Source organism: Rhizobium sp. SRDI969, from assembly GCF_025152725.1.
Classification (GTDB): Bacteria; Pseudomonadota; Alphaproteobacteria; order Rhizobiales; family Rhizobiaceae; genus Rhizobium; species Rhizobium leguminosarum_I.
The window spans coordinates 193,746-208,360 of record NZ_CP104038.1 but is presented as its reverse complement, the minus strand read 5'-3'; the positions used below and the strand labels follow the sequence as shown (position 1 = coordinate 208,360).

Below are 14,615 nucleotides of genomic sequence, written 5' to 3'. Positions count from 1 at the left end.
ACCATCCTGTCAATTGCCAATTTGTACGCCCGCTGACCGAGAATCGGCGTCCGAATCCGAGATTTGGCGGACGCAACGGTGCGTTCACGGCGACGTAATCATCGCGTGAACTTTTAGTCCGATCGATAACAGGTGAATTATGCAGTCTTGCGGAAAGCATAGGCTTGGTGTCCCGTTCCGTCACCCACTTTGAATTGTCCAATCAGCTCGCGTAGCGTAACGGTCTCGTTCGCCAGCGACGTGGAGGCGGCACTCGCCTCCTCGACCATCGCAGCATTCTGTTGGGTCGTCTGATCGAGGCTGTTAACTGCCGTGTTTATCTCAGCGAGACCTGTCGACTGCTCGCGCGACGATACTGCGATCGCTTCGACGTGTTGATTCATTGCTACCACGAGCTCACCGATCTGCTTCAAGGCACTGCCGGTTTTCGAGACCAGCTCGACACCTGTTGCCACCTCCCCACTCGATGTTTGAATGAGCGATTTGATTTCCTTTGCCGCCTTTGCCGAGCGCTGCGCCAGCTCGCGTACCTCCTGGGCAACGACCGCGAAGCCCTTGCCAGCTTCGCCCGCGCGTGCAGCTTCAACACCTGCGTTCAACGCGAGGAGATTCGTCTGAAAGGCGATTTCGTCAATGACACCGATAATGGTCGATATCTCGTTGGAAGATTGCTCGATGCGGCTCATTGCTTCGACTGCTTGTGTGACAATCTGGCCGGACGTCATTGCGCTGGCGTTGGCCTCAGCGGCAACCTTCCGGGCTTCCTCGGCGCGTTTGGAAGATGAGGCGACGTTTGCTGTGATTTCGTCCAGCGCGGCCGCCGTTTGTTCCAAAGCCGCCGCCTGCTGCTCGGTGCGTCTTGCGAGGTCGTTCGCACTGTTGGCGATCTCGTTCGATCCGCTGTCGATACCCACTGTCGAGCCGGCCACTTTGGTCAGCGTGCGACAGAGCTGGGCCACTGCACTGTTGAAGTCGCTCCTTAGCGCCTCAAAATCAGCATCGAATGGCTCGCTGATCTGGATTGTGAGATCGCCGTCAGCCAGCTTCTTCAAGTTTCCGGCCAATCCGTTCGTCGCCTGAGCCATCGCCGCCGCTCGCGCACGGTCAATCTCCTCACGTCTCTGGCGTTCACCTTCTGAAAGGGCGCGACTTACCTCAATTTCCTGATCGGCTTTGATCTTGGCCAATGCCGTCTGCCTGAAAACTTCGACCGCCCCAGCCATCGAGCCGATTTCGTCGGTTCGGCTGGCATAAGGAATGATTGCCGCCGTGTTGCCTGCAGCAAGCCCGGTCATCGAACCCGTAATCGCATTGATTGGACGGGCGATCTGCGCGGCAACGTAGACAATCGCGCCAGCGACAATCGCCAAGACTAAGGCAATAAGGCCCCAGGTGCTCCAGAGGATCGCACTATAGGTTAGCTCGCTGCTCTCGTATGAGGCATCCGAACCCTTCACGTTGATGTAAAGCAGCTCGCCAGCGTCCTTGTCGGCTTCTTGGATAATGGGCTCCATATCATTGTAGAAAATGACCTTCGCCGCATCGTTGTCGTTCTTACGAGATTTCTCGAGCATCGGCTCGGCTGCATTCGCGTAGTCGGTTGCGCCTTTTGCGATCTGTCCCAGTAATTCTTTCTCGTGAGGCGATGATATCAACGCGTTATAGGCTTCGATCGCTTTTGCCAGTTCTTCCCTCTGTGCGGTAACCTGCTTTTCAGCCGCCGCGATCGCTTCGTCACTGAGGGACATGATGTGATTGGCATATGCGAACTTCATCTTCTGAAGTTGGAGTTGAATGTTCCTGACGACGGAAACGCTTGGCAGCCAATTCCTGGCAATGGCAGTAGTGTCCTCATTTACCGCTCGCACGCTACTCAGCGAGAACATTGCGAAGCCGAGAAAAATGGACGCAAACGTCAGATTGATGACGATCAGGGAGGTTCGGACGGTAGGCCTGCGCATGTATTCACTCCTTGGAACGATGTCAGGCCAGGTCACAAACTTGGCTCTTGGTAAGTATTGTATGAATTTTAGGGATTTCTGTTTAATTAAACGTCAAACCCGCAGTTAGTGTGCTTGACTTTGGCACTCGCCAAAAGGCGGTATTAATGCGCGTGTCTAGCAATCTGCCGAAGGCCATTCGGCCAGCAAAGCTGGACCGATTATGCGCAGCCGATTGACCCGAGTTGAGTATTCCTCGAGCCAGTCACCGGAACATGGCCATCATCGCCTCTGGGCTACTGGCGGTGGCACCCGAAACCTTCAAGGACAAAGCACTCAGGCTTTCCCAAAGGGCCAACAAACTTCGGATCATCGGGCTCGGTGCGGAGATCGGGATGGCACGGCATGCCGACCTTTGATCTTCTGTCGCGTATGCTCGCCTGCGTCCATGACGCGTATAACGACAACGCCAACGAGGACGACGCGGACGCGATCAAGGATGGTGCGAGAGAAGCGTTCAAGAAGGCCAGAGGCCTTTTCGAAAAGAAGGTGACGTGCCCACCTTACCTTAGGCCATTTTGAACTGGAATTTTCCACTCCATGAAGCCCCGAGGTTTTGGAAGCGTAGATCGTGTTCGTTTTGAAGCACGCGGAGTGGCAAAGGGCTCGGCATCGCCTATGCCTCGGATCGCACGGTCCGGCCCTTTCTCGAAAGTGGCGGGCTCGTCACCCGGCTGGACTGGTGTTCCGCCATTCCGGGCCTGTGTCTCGAGTGTCCCGGTCACAGTCACGTGCCGCAGGGTTTGGGGGCCTTCATCACGGTGCCGACCGAGGTCGTGCGGCACAGACAATAGATCGCCCTCGCCCCCAGTTCAGACCCCCCCAATCCGGGACCCGATCCAGCGCACGAAGAGCGAGGCAAATGGGCTGAGCCGTTCGAAACTGCGCGCAACGAGCCAGTAGCCGCCGTGAGGAATGGCAAGATCGAAGAGGCGAAGCAGCCGGCCTGCTTTGATCTCCTCCTCGGCGAAGATCTCGTCCATCAGCGCTACGCCCTGCCCGCGCAGGACAGCCTGCATCACCAGGCCACCATCGGCATAGATCGGCCCCCGCGCCGTCTCCGGCATGGCGATGCCAGCAGCTTCGAACCAGCGCGACCACACGTCCCGGTTTTCCTCATGCAGCAGCGTGTGGCGCAGAATGTCCTCCGGCCGTTTGATCGCCGGCCCCATCTTGAGAAAGGCAGGCGCTGCGACCGCTGTCATTCTGACATCGGCGAGATGCCTGCTCTCGGTTCTCGGCCAGGCGGTGGCGACCGCGCTATGGCGGATGGCGATGTCGGCCTGGCCACTGCGGAATTCGACGAGGTGAGGATCGGAGTCGATCGTCACCTCGATCTCGGGATGCCGCTCGCGAAACTCCGGCAGGCGGGGAACGAGCCAGCATGCCGCGAAGGAAGGTTCCGCGCTGATCGTGATCGCGGCAGCCGTCGACCGGCCACGAATCTCCTCCAAGCATTCATCGATCCGGTCGAAGGATAACGTCAGGATCGCCAGCAGCCTGGCCCCGGAAGCGGTGAGATGGACCCTGCGATGGCGGCGCTCGAAGAGCGCTTCGCCCAGCGACGTCTCAAGCTCGCGGATCTGCCGGCTGACCGCTGCCTGCGAGATGAACAGCTCCTGCGCCGCCAGCGTGAAGCTTTCGAGGCGGCCGGCGACCTCGAAACTCCGCAAAGCCGTCAATGGCAGGCGTCCACGCTTCATCCATAACCTCAAGTCATTCGAGGGCGACGATAAGCTCGTTTAAAGGCGCCAGGCAAGAGGCGGCATATGATCGCGAAGGAGAGATTTCAATGCGCAGGCGGATATTCGAGATCATATTGAACGTCATCCGACTGGTGACGTTTCAGCCATGCCTGAGTGAAAGCGCCGGGCGAAGTGAGAATGGCGACAGCACCCACTGTCGCCATGACATCAGACCGGCACCGGCTCCAGATCGACAAGTGCCTTGATCGGCAGGTGGTCGGAGGCGATGCGCGCCAGTGGCGTATCATGCGCTTCCACCTCCGAAATAATCCCCTTGCGGTTGGCGATGATCCGGTCGAGGGCCAGAAGCGGCAGGCCGGCAGGGAAACTCGGTACGGCGGCCGGCAGCTCGCCGAAGGCGGATTGGAAGGTGTTGAGCGAAGACCGGTCGCCGAGCCGCCATTCGTTGAGGTCGCCGAGCAGGATGGTCGGCATCTCGTGCCTGTCGTTGATCAGTTCGACCAACGTGCGGGCCTGCTGGGCTCTGCTATGGCGCAGCAATCCGAAATGCGCGGCGATGATGCGCAGCACCCCGCCCTGCTCGAGTTCGATTTCGGCAACCAGCGCCCCGCGCGGCTCCAGCCCCGGCAGCTTGACCTGATGCACGTCATGCACCAGCCCCTTCTTGAAGAGCACGACATTACCGTGCCAGCCATGCGCCTTCGCCATGCCGGCAATCGGCACCGGGATCAGTCCCGTCTCCCGTTCCAGCCGGCCGAGATCGAGAATGCCCGTGCGTTCGCCAAAGCGCGTATCGGCCTCCTGCAGCGCGATCACGTCGGCGCCGATTTCATGGATCACCCGGCTGGTGCGCTCCGGATCGAAGCGGCGGTCGGTGCCGATGCACTTGTGTACGTTGTAGGAGGCGATCAGCGTTCCCGAACTGCGCGGCCTTGCCTCGGTATAGGCTGGGTCGAGCCGCTTTTTCCTGCTCCTGATCGAGGCGAGAATGCTGGCGGGAAGGCTGTCTTTTCTGGCGTGCATCGGCAGGCGCACTCGTCCCGTTGATCGAAAATGCTTGTCTCAGCAGTATAGGCAGGCAAGCCGAACTTACCACGTCCGATCACAAAAAATCCGTCAGAGATAGGGCGACCCCAGCCATAGCACCTTTTCGATCAGCCGCACCGCGAAGGGTCGCGCCTGCAGGCCCTTAAGCGTCACCGGCGCTGCCGTTTTCAAGGTTTCCTCGATGTGCTCGTCGATCTCGGCGGCGAAGCCCTCGTTCAGTACTTCGAGATCGACCTCGAAATTCAGCCGCAGCGAACGCGGGTCGAGATTGGAAGAGCCGACATAGGCCCAGGTGCCGTCGATCGTCAGCAGCTTCGAATGGCTGAAGTTGCCGGTGGAGCGCCAGATGCGGCAATAATTCTTGAGGATCTGGTCGAATTGCGCCGTCATCGCCCGGTCGACCAGGACGAGGTTGTTGACCGCAGGCACGACGATATCGACTTCGACGCCGCGCCGCGCCGCCGTCACCAGCGCGCTGATGAGTTCGCGGTCCGGCAGGAAATAGGGCGACATGATGCGGATCGATTGGCGCGCCACGGAAAAAGCGCCCATCAGCATCTTATGGTTGGTCTCGACGCTGCGGTCCGGGCCGGAGGCGACGACACGCATCAGTATGGGATCACCGGCGCTGCGCTCTGGCGGTTCGATGCGCCACGGCTCGTCGTTCAACAACTCCTGCGTCGAGAAGCGCCAGTCTTCGGCGGCGAGGTCGAAGAGGTCGGCCACGACAGGGCCCGTGACGCTAAAATGCGTGTCGTGGGCAAAGTTTTCGCCTGTCGCCTCCTCGCTGAAGCCCGCCCTGATGTTCATCCCGCCTGTCAGCGCAATTTTCCCGTCGACGATCAGGATCTTGCGGTGGGTGCGCAGATTGGCATAAGGCAGCCGCAAGCCCATGATGACGTTGCCGTTGAAGACGGCAACAGTGACGCCGCTCTCCCTGAGATGGCCGAGAATGCTCGGCACCGAATAACGCGCCCCGACCGCGTCGATCAGGACCCGGACCTCCACACCACGCCTGACCGCGGCAATCAGCGCATCGGCGATGCGAAGGCCAACCGCATCTCGGTCGAAAATATAGGTTTCGAGCAGGATGCTGCGCGTCGCCTCGTCGATGGCTGATTTCATCGCGGCATAGGCCTCGTCGCCGGTCTCCAGCACGTCGATCGTATTGCCTGTCGTCAACGGATTGCGAGTCACCCGGTCGCCCAGCGTCTGCAGCGCGGCAAAACGGCGGCCGAACTGGCTGATCACCGTCTCGGCCTCGGCATCGAATGTCTCCAGTTCGTCGAATTCGGCCGCAAGCAGCAGCGCGTCGCGGCGGACGCTCAACGATTTGCGGCGGATGCGGTTGATGCCGGCAATCGCGTAAAGCACCGCGCCGATGATCGGAGACAGAATGATGACGCCGACCCAGCCGATCGCGGCACGCACCTCCTCCTTGGTCATGGCGGCATGGATCGCCGCCGCGGCCCCCATGGCGATCGAAACGACAAAGAGGATATGCGGCCAGTAGGTTGATAGGAGATAGAACATCGCTGGCGAATATAGCCGCGAAACCGCGACGTTCAATCACACTGCCGCTCTCCCATGAGGCGAAATTTTTCACCGTGACCATTGTGCCAGCCCGGGGACCGATCGTGAAAGGTTCCGGAATGGGCCTGCAGATTGCAAAGCGCGCGGCTCATTCCCGAACGGGAACAATCCCGGCACAGATCGATTGACCCCAAGGAAATGAGGATCGCCATCATGAACATAGCCGCAAACGTCGGTCCCGCCTTGGCGCTCGAAGTCGCGGATGCTGACAGCATTGCCGAACTCCGGCATCAGGCCGAAGACTGCACCCGCTGTGATCTCTACAAAAATGCCACGCAGATCGTCTTCGGCGAAGGTCTGGGGAAAGCCGAGATCGTCCTGGTCGGCGAGCAGCCGGGCGATCAGGAGGATCTGACCGGCAGGCCCTTTGTCGGCCCCGCCGGCCGGCTGCTCGATCGCTGCCTCGAAGAGGCCGGTCTCGATCGTCAACGCTGTTATGTCACCAATGCGGTCAAGCATTTCAAGTTCACGCCACGCGGCAAACGGCGGCTGCATTCGAAACCGAATGCCGGCGAGATCAGGCGGTGCGCCTGGTGGCTCGGCGCAGAGATCAATATCCTGCAGCCGAAACTCGTCGTGACGCTCGGCGCAACCGCTCTTTATGCGCTGCTCGGCCCGAAAGCAAAGCTGACGCCAGAGCGCGGCCATATCCTGCATCCGACAAATCGTCCGCCTGTTCTGGTCACCATCCACCCCTCCTATCTCTTGCGCATTCGCGACGAAGAAGAGCAACAGCGGCAGCGCCGGGAGTTCGTGTCAGATCTGCACAAGGCGGCAGCGTTTCGGCCCGCTTGAGTGCCGATTCTCAACCCTAATATGCTGCGATGCGAATTATTTCGGGTTGCGGCGCGATTTCGCTTGAAACAGTTCCCCACCTCTGGAACCATCTCAGCAGTATCGCGTTCGAACGACGGCATCATGTGACTGGAGATCAGCGATGGCAGAAACTCGGGAAGAGTGGATCAAAAAACGTGCATACACTCTCTGGGAAGAAGAGGGATATCCGATAGGGCGAGATTCCATTCATTGGGAACAGGCACGACACGAGCGCGACACGCTCGATGGCTCTGCCGCGTCTTCCAACCGCAAGGAAGTCAAGTCCAAGGCGAAACGCAGCGTGACGGGCAGCAAGACGAACGGCGTCGTGACACCGGCAGCGAAACGGACTGCGAGCCGCAAGACGGCGTCCTGAACACTGAAATACCGAGCATGTCGATTAAAAGGGCGTCGTCGCGACGCCCTTTGATCCCTCTTTGTCATATGCCTGAATTAGTTGTGCTTTATGGAATTTGAGAGGTGGGCTTCCATGCGGGGGTGAACAGAGGCCGGATGACGCTGCAAGCTTTGAGGCTTCAAAATAAAGCTGTTCCCCCGCCCGACAACCGGGAACAAGAACATCCAATGGCTGTTAATGGCGAAACCGGGGAGGTTGCCATGAACGACGGCCGTATCGAAATCCTTTCCATCCCGCTCTTCGCAGCCAGCGGCTGCGCTTCGACCACGATCGTGTGAGGGATGGAGATGTCGCTCCTCATCATCGCCGCGCTGCTCTATCTCGGTCTCGCGCTTGGGTTCATCCTTGTCGTCGACAATCTCGTCGGGCTGGTTTTCCGCGATCCGCGCGCGCCGGTGCAGCGGCCCTCCTTCGACATCGGCCGCGCCTTCGCCGCATCGCAAAAACTCTATCGAAAATAACAGCCCGCAGGCGCCGTCCGCAGACTGCTAAAAGTGTTGAACGCCCGGCGGTTAAGGATATTTCGACCGGGCCCTTTCCCTCCTATCGGAAGCCTCTATGTTGACGGTTTGGAAGGGCTGATCCCGAGGTGGCCAATCACCCGGCGTGGCTGACGACAAGAAAGCGATTTTGAATGGGAAGCGTCGCGAACGGCTGGCCGACAGGCGGCGGCGAAATCGGCGAATTGTTACGGCATCCGGCTTTCCATGCCGTCGGTCTCGGTCCGGTCGAAAGCTGGCCTGCGTCTCTCAAGCATATCGCCGAAATGGTGTTGAATTCCCGCCAGCCCAAATTCGTCGCCTGGGGTCCGGATCTCGCTTTTCTCTACAATGACGCCTATGTGCCTGTTTTCCCGGAGCGACATCCCGATGCCCTCGGAAGACCCTTCCGCGAGGTCTGGGCAGACATCTGGGAACAGTTCTCGCCAATCATCGCCAGCACTCTGGAAGGCGGTTCGCAGCTCTTCAAGGAACTGCTCATCCCGATGCGCCGCGACGGCCGCACCGAGGACACCTGGTTCACCTTCTCCTACACCCCGCTGCGCGACGATGACGGCATGGTCGCCGGCATCCTCTGTGCGGCCCTTGATGTCACAGACCAGGTGTCGGCCAAGCGCGGCGAACAGATTGCGCTGGAAGAGCTGCGTGCAAAATCGGACGCGCTTGCAGTCGTCAACCAGGCGGGCGCCGCGATCACCGCTGAGCCCAATGTCGAACGCCTCACCCAGATTGTCGTCGATGCCGGCGTGACGCTGACCGGCGCGGAATTCGGCGCCTTCTTCTACAATGTCGATGACGGTGAGCGCGGCAGCTACATGCTCTACGCGCTCTCAGGCGTCGATCGGAAGAACTTCGAGAAATTCCCGATGCCACGCAATACCAAGGTCTTCGCGCCGACTTTCAACGGCGAAGGCATCGTGCGCTCCGACGACATCCTGCTCGACCCGCGCTACGGGCAGAATGCGCCGCATGCAGGCATGCCGAAGGGGCATCTGCCGGTCAGGAGCTATCTTGCCGTGCCGGTGAAATCACGCGACGGCAGTGTCATCGGCGGTTTGTTCTTTGGCCACGGCCAGCCCGGCCGTTTTTCCCAAGCAGCCGAGGCGAGCCTCGTCAGCCTCGCCGGCCAATCGGCCGTCGCGATCGACAATATCCGGCTCTTCCGTGCCGCCAAAGTCGAAATCGACCAGCGCCGCGATATGGAAGATCAGCTGCGGAAACTCAATGAAATGCTCGAGGTCCGCGTCGCGGCAGAGATTGCCGAGCGCCAGCAAGCCGAAGCAGCACTCCAGCAATCGCAGAAGATGGAATCGATCGGCAAGCTTACCGGCGGCGTCGCCCATGATTTCAACAATCTGCTGCAAGTGATCTCCGGTAACCTGCAGCTTCTCGGCAAGGACGTGGCTGATAACGGCCGGGGCAAGGAACGCATTTCCAACGCGCTTGCCGCCGTCGGACGCGGCTCGCGACTGGCAAGCCAGTTGCTCGCCTTCGGCCGCCGCCAACCGCTGGAACCGAAGGTCGTCAATATCGGCCGCCTCGTCACCGGCATGGACGACATGCTGCGCCGCGCGCTTGGCGAAGAGATCGAAGTCGAGACCATGGTCTCCGGTGGCCTCTGGAACAGCTTTGCCGATCCGACCCAGATCGAGAACGCCCTGCTCAATCTTGCGATCAACTCCCGGGACGCGATGGATGGCGCCGGCAAGTTGACAATCGAGGTCGGCAACGCCTTCCTCGACGATTCCTACAGCCGCGCCCATCCTGAAGTCACCGCCGGCCAATATGTCGTGCTGGCGGTCACCGATACCGGCTCCGGCATGATACAGGAGGTAATAGAACAGGCATTCGAGCCCTTTTTCTCGACCAAGCCGGAAGGCAAGGGTACCGGGCTTGGCCTGTCGATGGTCTATGGCTTCGTCAAGCAGTCCGGCGGTCATGTGAAGATCTACAGTGAGATCGGCGAAGGCACGACCGTCAAGCTCTACCTGCCCCGCTCGTTCCAGAGCGAGGATGGCATCACCAAAGTCGACAACGTGCCGGCAACCGGGGGCACGGAAACCATCCTTGTCGCCGAGGATGACGAGGGTGTGCGCACGACTGTCGTTGAGATGCTGACGGATCTCGGCTATTACGTGCTGAAGTCCAAGGATGCGCAAAGCGCGCTCACCGTTATCGAAAGCGGCGCCCATATCGATCTGCTCTTTACCGATGTCATCATGCCCGGCCCGTTGAGGAGCCCGGAGCTTGCGCGCATGGCGCGAGAGCGCCTGCCCGATATCGCCGTGCTCTACACATCGGGCTATACCGAAAATTCGATCGTCCATGGCGGCAGGCTCGATCCCGGCCTCGAACTGCTCTCCAAGCCCTATACACGCGAGGAACTCGCCCGCAAGATCAGCCACGTGCTTGCCAACCGGAGCCAACGCCGCCAAGGGGCGAGCAATGCCGCAGCACCGGTTGCCCAGCCCGATATCGCCGGTGAAAAGCTGAAGCTGCTGCTCGTGGAAGATGACGCCTTCATCCGCATGGATACTGCCGAGATTCTGCAGGATCTCGGCTATGACGTCATCGAGGCTGATAGCGGTGAGCGGGGCGTGGAAATCCTCCGACACACCATCATCGACATCATCGTCGCCGATGTCGGCTTGCCCGGCATGTCGGGTCCGGCCTTTGCCGCCAAGGCGCGGGAGGCCTTTCCGTCGGTCGGCCTGGTCTTTGCCACCGGCAACAGCAGCCTGCCGGATGCAAACCGTTTCCCCGGCTCGGTACTGCTGTCAAAACCTTTCAGCAGCTCGGCGCTCGACCAGGCGGTCAGGAACGCCGTCCAGCAGCGACCTGTCGGCTAAGGCATTTCTGTTCTCTGCCAGTCGTGGAAATGCTGTAACTTCTGCTTTATGCGTCGGCGCCGTGGAACTCGGGATATTTGCGCATCAGATCCACCTCACTGATGCAGCTGTCGTCACGCGCCATCAGTTCGATCGAGATCGTGTCGGCAGGATCGGGGTATAGGTGACCGGCATGCCTGACCGTTCACGTCGATCGCGCCGTTCCATCGGCTTTGACGATGTGTTTTTCCATGTTCTCGGCTCCTTCCTATGTGCAGCTCATGCAGACTTTTCCCATCGGATACCTGATAAAATCGGCTTTTGTTCCGAATCCTGGGCCTGCGGACCATGATCGTATGACCGGAACTTTTGGCCTCCGTATCGGTTCACTCCCTTTGAAAGCCAGAGGAGGCAAAAATGCCGAGAGGTGACAAATCCGACTATACCGACAAGCAGAAACGCAAGGCCGAGCATATCGAGGAGGGCTACGAGGATCGCGGCGTCTCCGAGAAGGAAGCCGAACGGCGTGCCTGGGCGACCGTCAACAAGGAAAGCGGAGGCGGCAACAAATCCGGTTCCGGCCGCGGCAAGAAGGATACGCATGAATCTTCTGAAAAGGGCGGCCGCATCGGCGGCGCGGCCTCCGCCGCACGCTCGAAGGAGGAACGTTCCGCTTCCGCGAAGAAGGCCGCTGCAACGCGCAAGCGCAACGAACACCACAGCCACCATTGAAGAGGATGCGGCAAGCGGAGGCTTTCCGCCAGCCGCACAGGGAGTTTGACCCATGGCCAAATCGAGGAAGAAATGGTCGCAGGACGTCACCGAACACAGCGATGCGTTGGACCTAAAAGAAGGCGTGTTCAAATCGGACGATCCGAAGAAGATTGCCCGCTCCGTCAAGCACTCAGCCGAAGAGAGCGACCGCCGCAAGTCGAGTCCCTTTCGTGCCGCCATGTCGATGCTGACCTTCTACATCAACCGCGCCGGCAACCAGCTGACGAAAAAGCGGCGCGGTACCCTTGAAAAAGCCAAGGACGAACTGCGAAAAGACTTCGGTCGCCAACCGAAGGATTGAGCAGCCATGGCATATGAGCTTTATTATTGGGACGGCATTCAAGGCCGCGGCGAATTCGTGCGATTGGCGCTGGAAGAGGCCGGCGCCGACTATATCGACATCACCCGCCAGCCCGGGCGTGGCACCGGCGCCATGTTCGACATCATGGAGAGCGAAAGCGAACCGCACATTCCTTTCGCCCCGCCCTTCCTGAAGGACGGTGACCTCATTATCCCGCATGTCGCCAACATCCTGCTTTATCTCGGTCCGAAGCTCGGCCTTGCGCCCGAGGATGAAGGCCTTCGCCATGTCGTCAATGGCCTGCAGCTGACCGTCACCGATTTTGTCGCCGAAGTGCACGATACGCACCATCCGATCGACATGTCGCTTTATTACGAGGACCAGAAGCCAGAGGCAAAAGCCCGCTCAGCTGCCTTCATCCGCGAACGCATTCCGAAATTCCTCGGCTATTTCGAGCGTGTGCTGCGGCAAAATCCGAAAGGCCCCAACCATCTGGTCGGCGAAGCGCTCACCTATGTCGACCTCTCGCTCTTCCAGGTGATCGAGGGCCTGAGCTACGCCTTCCCGAGAGCCATGACAAACTGCAAGGCGGAATATCCCGCTCTGCTAGCTCTGCATGATGCGGCGGCTAAGCGTCCAAACATCGTCCGCTATCTCGCCTCCCCCCGCCGCCTCGCCTTCAACGAGGAAGGGATTTTCAGGCACTATCCTGAGCTCGACAGTGCGGGCTGAGTTAAGAGCCGTTCATTCCAGTGGCACGGCCGCATCGAAGAAGTTTCCCCATGGGTCCTTCGGCCGGGTCTCCAATCGCCGCGGCACGTTGCCGAGCGTGAAAGCGGCGGGACCGCTCACCTCGTTCAATTCTGACCAATCCAGCGGCATCGAAACCGGTGCACCCAGTCGTGCCCGCGTGGAATAGGCCGCGACCGCCGTGTTGCCGCGGCCGTTGCGGAGATAATCGATGTAGATATGTCCACCGCGTTTTGCCTTTGTCGCGGTTGCCAGATATTTGTCCGGCGCGTCGGCCGACATGCTTTCGGCCAATGAATGGGCGAAATCCTTCACCTCCGCCCAGCCGGCCTTCGGCGCAAGCGGCGTCACCACATGCAGCCCCTTGCCGCCCGACGTCTTGACGAAGGCGGCCAGCCCACGTGCTTCCAGCCGCGACTTCAACTCAAGCGCTGCCGTTATCGCCGCGCCCCAGGCAACGTCCTCGCCGGGATCGAGGTCCATGGTGATCATATCGGGTCGTTCCCAATCGTCGGTCGTCGCACCCCAGGGATGGATTTCGAGCACGGCCGACTGCACCAGCGCCACGAGACCGTTGAAATCGACGATGCGCAGCAGCTTTTCGCCGTCCGCATCCTGCGGATCGGCAATCTCTTCGATATGCGGGTTCATGCCCTTCCAGGCATGTTTCTGGAAAAACCGTTGGTGGCTTTTTATCCCGTCCGGCAAACGCAGCAGCGCCAACGGCCGATTGACGACATAAGGCGCCATGAACGGCCAGACCGCCGCGTAATAATCCGCGAGCTGCTGCTTGGTCACGCCCTCGTCCGGCCAGTAGAGCCGGTCGGGATGTGTCAAAGATACGTCCGATGCCGGCGGATGTCTGGGGCTCATTCTTCGATCTCGCTTGTGAGGAAATCAAGTAGCCTGTTTTCCTCGGCCCGCAAGCCCCGCAGCGGTTCGTTGCCGCTCTCCGTCAGCGGATGATCGTTGCCGGCGAGCGCGATGATCGCGGGATGGATATAGCTCGAGCGCGAAATCGCCGGTGTGTTGTGCAGCGTCTCGGCCGCGGCCTCCGACATTTGCTTTACCGTCGGCCGGCCGCCGCCGGCAATTGTCTCGCGCGCCACACCGAAGGCCGCCAGCGAGCCCGCCCAGGTGCGGAAGGTTTTCGCCGAAATCGGAACCCCCGATATCTCGGCCAGATAGGCGTTCAGCCGGCCGGAATCGATCGGCTTCAGCGTCCCGCTTTCGTCCTTCCAGACGAAGAGCTGGCGGCCGGGCAGGTCGGCTATCTCCTCCAGGATCTTCTGGAGCCTGGGATGCTTGAGGCTGCGCTGGACGCGCTTGCCACCCTTGGCGCGAAATTTCAGCTCTATCTGACCGGCGACGATCTTCAAGTGGCGCTTCAGCAGCGTCGTTGCGCCATAGGTGCCGTTCTCCCTGACATAGGCCTGGTTGCCGACGCGTAAGTGCGCCTCGTCGAGCAGCGTCGTCAAAGCCGCAAGTACGCCATTGACATCCTCCGCACCGGTGTCGAGATGGCGCAGCACGGTCCGGCGGATCCGAGGCAGCGCCCGGCCGAACTCGATCAACTGATGGAATTTTCCCGCACTTCGAAAGGATTGCCAGTCCTTGTGATAGCGGTATTGCTTGCGGCCGCGCGCATCGAAGCCCGTCGCCTGCAGATGACCGTTTTCGTAGAGACAGATCCAGACATTCTCGTAGGCCGGCGGCAATCCAAGTGCCCTGATGCGCGCCCGCTGCGATTCATCAGTGAGCGTCGTGCCGTCGGGCATGACGTAGCTGAAGCCCTTGCCCTTCCTTCGTCTTCGGATGCCAGGTTCGGTGTCGCTGACATAAACGAGACCAAGTTCGGTGATGGCTTCGGCATTCATGCTTT

15 protein-coding genes are annotated in these 14,615 nt (G+C 60.1%); 9 read left to right on the top strand and 6 right to left on the bottom strand.

Annotated elements, in window-relative coordinates; all coding sequences use genetic code 11:
* Positions 1–137: 137 nt before the first annotated feature.
* The gene (locus tag N2A41_RS30650; protein ID WP_260111996.1) at positions 138–1,961 is read right to left on the bottom strand and encodes a HAMP domain-containing methyl-accepting chemotaxis protein; all 1,824 of its coding nucleotides are present in this window, start codon (positions 1,959–1,961) and stop codon (positions 138–140) included.
* A gap of 254 nt (positions 1,962–2,215) precedes the next feature.
* Here N2A41_RS30650 and N2A41_RS30645 point away from each other — a divergent pair, with 254 nt between their 5' ends.
* Entirely contained in the window at positions 2,216–2,359 is a 144-nt protein-coding gene (locus N2A41_RS30645; protein WP_222314014.1) for a hypothetical protein, read from the top strand.
* 453 nt (positions 2,360–2,812) lie between these two features.
* Here N2A41_RS30645 and N2A41_RS30640 read toward each other — a convergent pair whose 3' ends face one another.
* From N2A41_RS30640 to N2A41_RS30630, 3 genes are all read right to left on the bottom strand, one after another.
* The gene (locus N2A41_RS30640) at positions 2,813–3,703 is read right to left on the bottom strand and encodes a LysR substrate-binding domain-containing protein (protein WP_260111995.1); all 891 of its coding nucleotides are present in this window, start codon (positions 3,701–3,703) and stop codon (positions 2,813–2,815) included.
* Between the two features lie 210 nt (positions 3,704–3,913).
* Positions 3,914–4,729 carry an endonuclease/exonuclease/phosphatase family protein gene (locus N2A41_RS30635; RefSeq protein ID WP_260111994.1) on the bottom strand — a complete coding sequence of 272 codons (816 nt, stop codon included), beginning with the start codon at positions 4,727–4,729 and terminating at the stop codon, positions 3,914–3,916.
* A gap of 93 nt (positions 4,730–4,822) precedes the next feature.
* Positions 4,823–6,286, bottom strand: coding sequence for a phospholipase D-like domain-containing protein (locus N2A41_RS30630; protein ID WP_260112010.1), 1,464 nt, complete (start codon positions 6,284–6,286; stop codon positions 4,823–4,825).
* A gap of 213 nt (positions 6,287–6,499) precedes the next feature.
* Between N2A41_RS30630 and N2A41_RS30625 the strand changes: the two genes are divergently transcribed.
* The 8 genes from N2A41_RS30625 to N2A41_RS30590 all read left to right on the top strand — a co-directional run bounded on the left by N2A41_RS30625 (position 6,500) and on the right by N2A41_RS30590 (position 12,715).
* Positions 6,500–7,141 carry a UdgX family uracil-DNA binding protein gene (locus tag N2A41_RS30625; RefSeq protein ID WP_170260495.1) on the top strand — a complete coding sequence of 214 codons (642 nt, stop codon included), beginning with the start codon at positions 6,500–6,502 and terminating at the stop codon, positions 7,139–7,141.
* 142 nt (positions 7,142–7,283) lie between these two features.
* Positions 7,284–7,538, top strand: coding sequence for a DUF2934 domain-containing protein (locus tag N2A41_RS30620; RefSeq protein ID WP_260111993.1), 255 nt, complete (start codon positions 7,284–7,286; stop codon positions 7,536–7,538).
* Between the two features lie 137 nt (positions 7,539–7,675).
* A complete protein-coding gene (locus N2A41_RS30615) occupies positions 7,676–7,858 on the top strand; it encodes a hypothetical protein (protein WP_260111992.1) in 183 nt (60 codons plus the stop codon).
* Positions 7,859–7,867: 9 nt separating this feature from the next.
* Entirely contained in the window at positions 7,868–8,041 is a 174-nt protein-coding gene (locus tag N2A41_RS30610) for a hypothetical protein (protein WP_017968332.1), read from the top strand.
* Between the two features lie 173 nt (positions 8,042–8,214).
* Positions 8,215–10,929: a hybrid sensor histidine kinase/response regulator gene (locus N2A41_RS30605; protein WP_260111991.1), complete on the top strand. Its 2,715-nt coding sequence runs from the start codon at positions 8,215–8,217 to the stop codon at positions 10,927–10,929.
* 396 nt (positions 10,930–11,325) lie between these two features.
* Complete coding sequence (locus N2A41_RS30600) at positions 11,326–11,640, top strand: hypothetical protein (RefSeq protein WP_011655053.1); 315 nt, start codon at positions 11,326–11,328, stop codon at positions 11,638–11,640.
* Between the two features lie 52 nt (positions 11,641–11,692).
* Positions 11,693–11,983 (top strand): DUF3175 domain-containing protein, encoded by a 291-nt coding sequence (locus N2A41_RS30595; protein ID WP_017968329.1) that lies wholly within the window; start codon positions 11,693–11,695, stop codon positions 11,981–11,983.
* A gap of 6 nt (positions 11,984–11,989) precedes the next feature.
* The gene (locus tag N2A41_RS30590) at positions 11,990–12,715 is read left to right on the top strand and encodes a glutathione S-transferase (protein WP_170281966.1); all 726 of its coding nucleotides are present in this window, start codon (positions 11,990–11,992) and stop codon (positions 12,713–12,715) included.
* Positions 12,716–12,727: 12 nt separating this feature from the next.
* Here the strand turns inward: N2A41_RS30590 and ligD are convergent, their stop codons facing one another.
* Complete coding sequence (ligD, locus tag N2A41_RS30585; protein ID WP_222295277.1) at positions 12,728–13,606, bottom strand: non-homologous end-joining DNA ligase; 879 nt, start codon at positions 13,604–13,606, stop codon at positions 12,728–12,730.
* Positions 13,603–14,610, bottom strand: coding sequence for a DNA topoisomerase IB (locus N2A41_RS30580; RefSeq protein WP_170281968.1), 1,008 nt, complete (start codon positions 14,608–14,610; stop codon positions 13,603–13,605). The genes ligD and N2A41_RS30580 overlap by 4 nt, the downstream gene beginning before the upstream one ends.
* Positions 14,611–14,615 lie beyond the last annotated feature (5 nt).

Excerpts from the sequence above, each read along its gene's own strand:
- N2A41_RS30650 (WP_260111996.1), bottom strand. The coding sequence starts at position 1,961 with ATGCGCAGGCCTACCGTCCGAACCTCCCTGATCGTCATCAATCTGACG.
- N2A41_RS30645 (WP_222314014.1), top strand. The coding sequence starts at position 2,216 with ATGGCCATCATCGCCTCTGGGCTACTGGCGGTGGCACCCGAAACCTTC.
- N2A41_RS30640 (WP_260111995.1), bottom strand. The coding sequence starts at position 3,703 with ATGAAGCGTGGACGCCTGCCATTGACGGCTTTGCGGAGTTTCGAGGTC.
- N2A41_RS30635 (WP_260111994.1), bottom strand. The coding sequence starts at position 4,729 with ATGCACGCCAGAAAAGACAGCCTTCCCGCCAGCATTCTCGCCTCGATC.
- N2A41_RS30630 (WP_260112010.1), bottom strand. The coding sequence starts at position 6,286 with ATGTTCTATCTCCTATCAACCTACTGGCCGCATATCCTCTTTGTCGTT.
- N2A41_RS30625 (WP_170260495.1), top strand. The coding sequence starts at position 6,500 with ATGAACATAGCCGCAAACGTCGGTCCCGCCTTGGCGCTCGAAGTCGCG.
- N2A41_RS30620 (WP_260111993.1), top strand. The coding sequence starts at position 7,284 with ATGGCAGAAACTCGGGAAGAGTGGATCAAAAAACGTGCATACACTCTC.
- N2A41_RS30615 (WP_260111992.1), top strand. The coding sequence starts at position 7,676 with ATGACGCTGCAAGCTTTGAGGCTTCAAAATAAAGCTGTTCCCCCGCCC.
- N2A41_RS30610 (WP_017968332.1), top strand. The coding sequence starts at position 7,868 with ATGTCGCTCCTCATCATCGCCGCGCTGCTCTATCTCGGTCTCGCGCTT.
- N2A41_RS30605 (WP_260111991.1), top strand. The coding sequence starts at position 8,215 with ATGGGAAGCGTCGCGAACGGCTGGCCGACAGGCGGCGGCGAAATCGGC.
- N2A41_RS30600 (WP_011655053.1), top strand. The coding sequence starts at position 11,326 with ATGCCGAGAGGTGACAAATCCGACTATACCGACAAGCAGAAACGCAAG.
- N2A41_RS30595 (WP_017968329.1), top strand. The coding sequence starts at position 11,693 with ATGGCCAAATCGAGGAAGAAATGGTCGCAGGACGTCACCGAACACAGC.
- N2A41_RS30590 (WP_170281966.1), top strand. The coding sequence starts at position 11,990 with ATGGCATATGAGCTTTATTATTGGGACGGCATTCAAGGCCGCGGCGAA.
- ligD (WP_222295277.1), bottom strand. The coding sequence starts at position 13,606 with ATGAGCCCCAGACATCCGCCGGCATCGGACGTATCTTTGACACATCCC.
- N2A41_RS30580 (WP_170281968.1), bottom strand. The coding sequence starts at position 14,610 with ATGAATGCCGAAGCCATCACCGAACTTGGTCTCGTTTATGTCAGCGAC.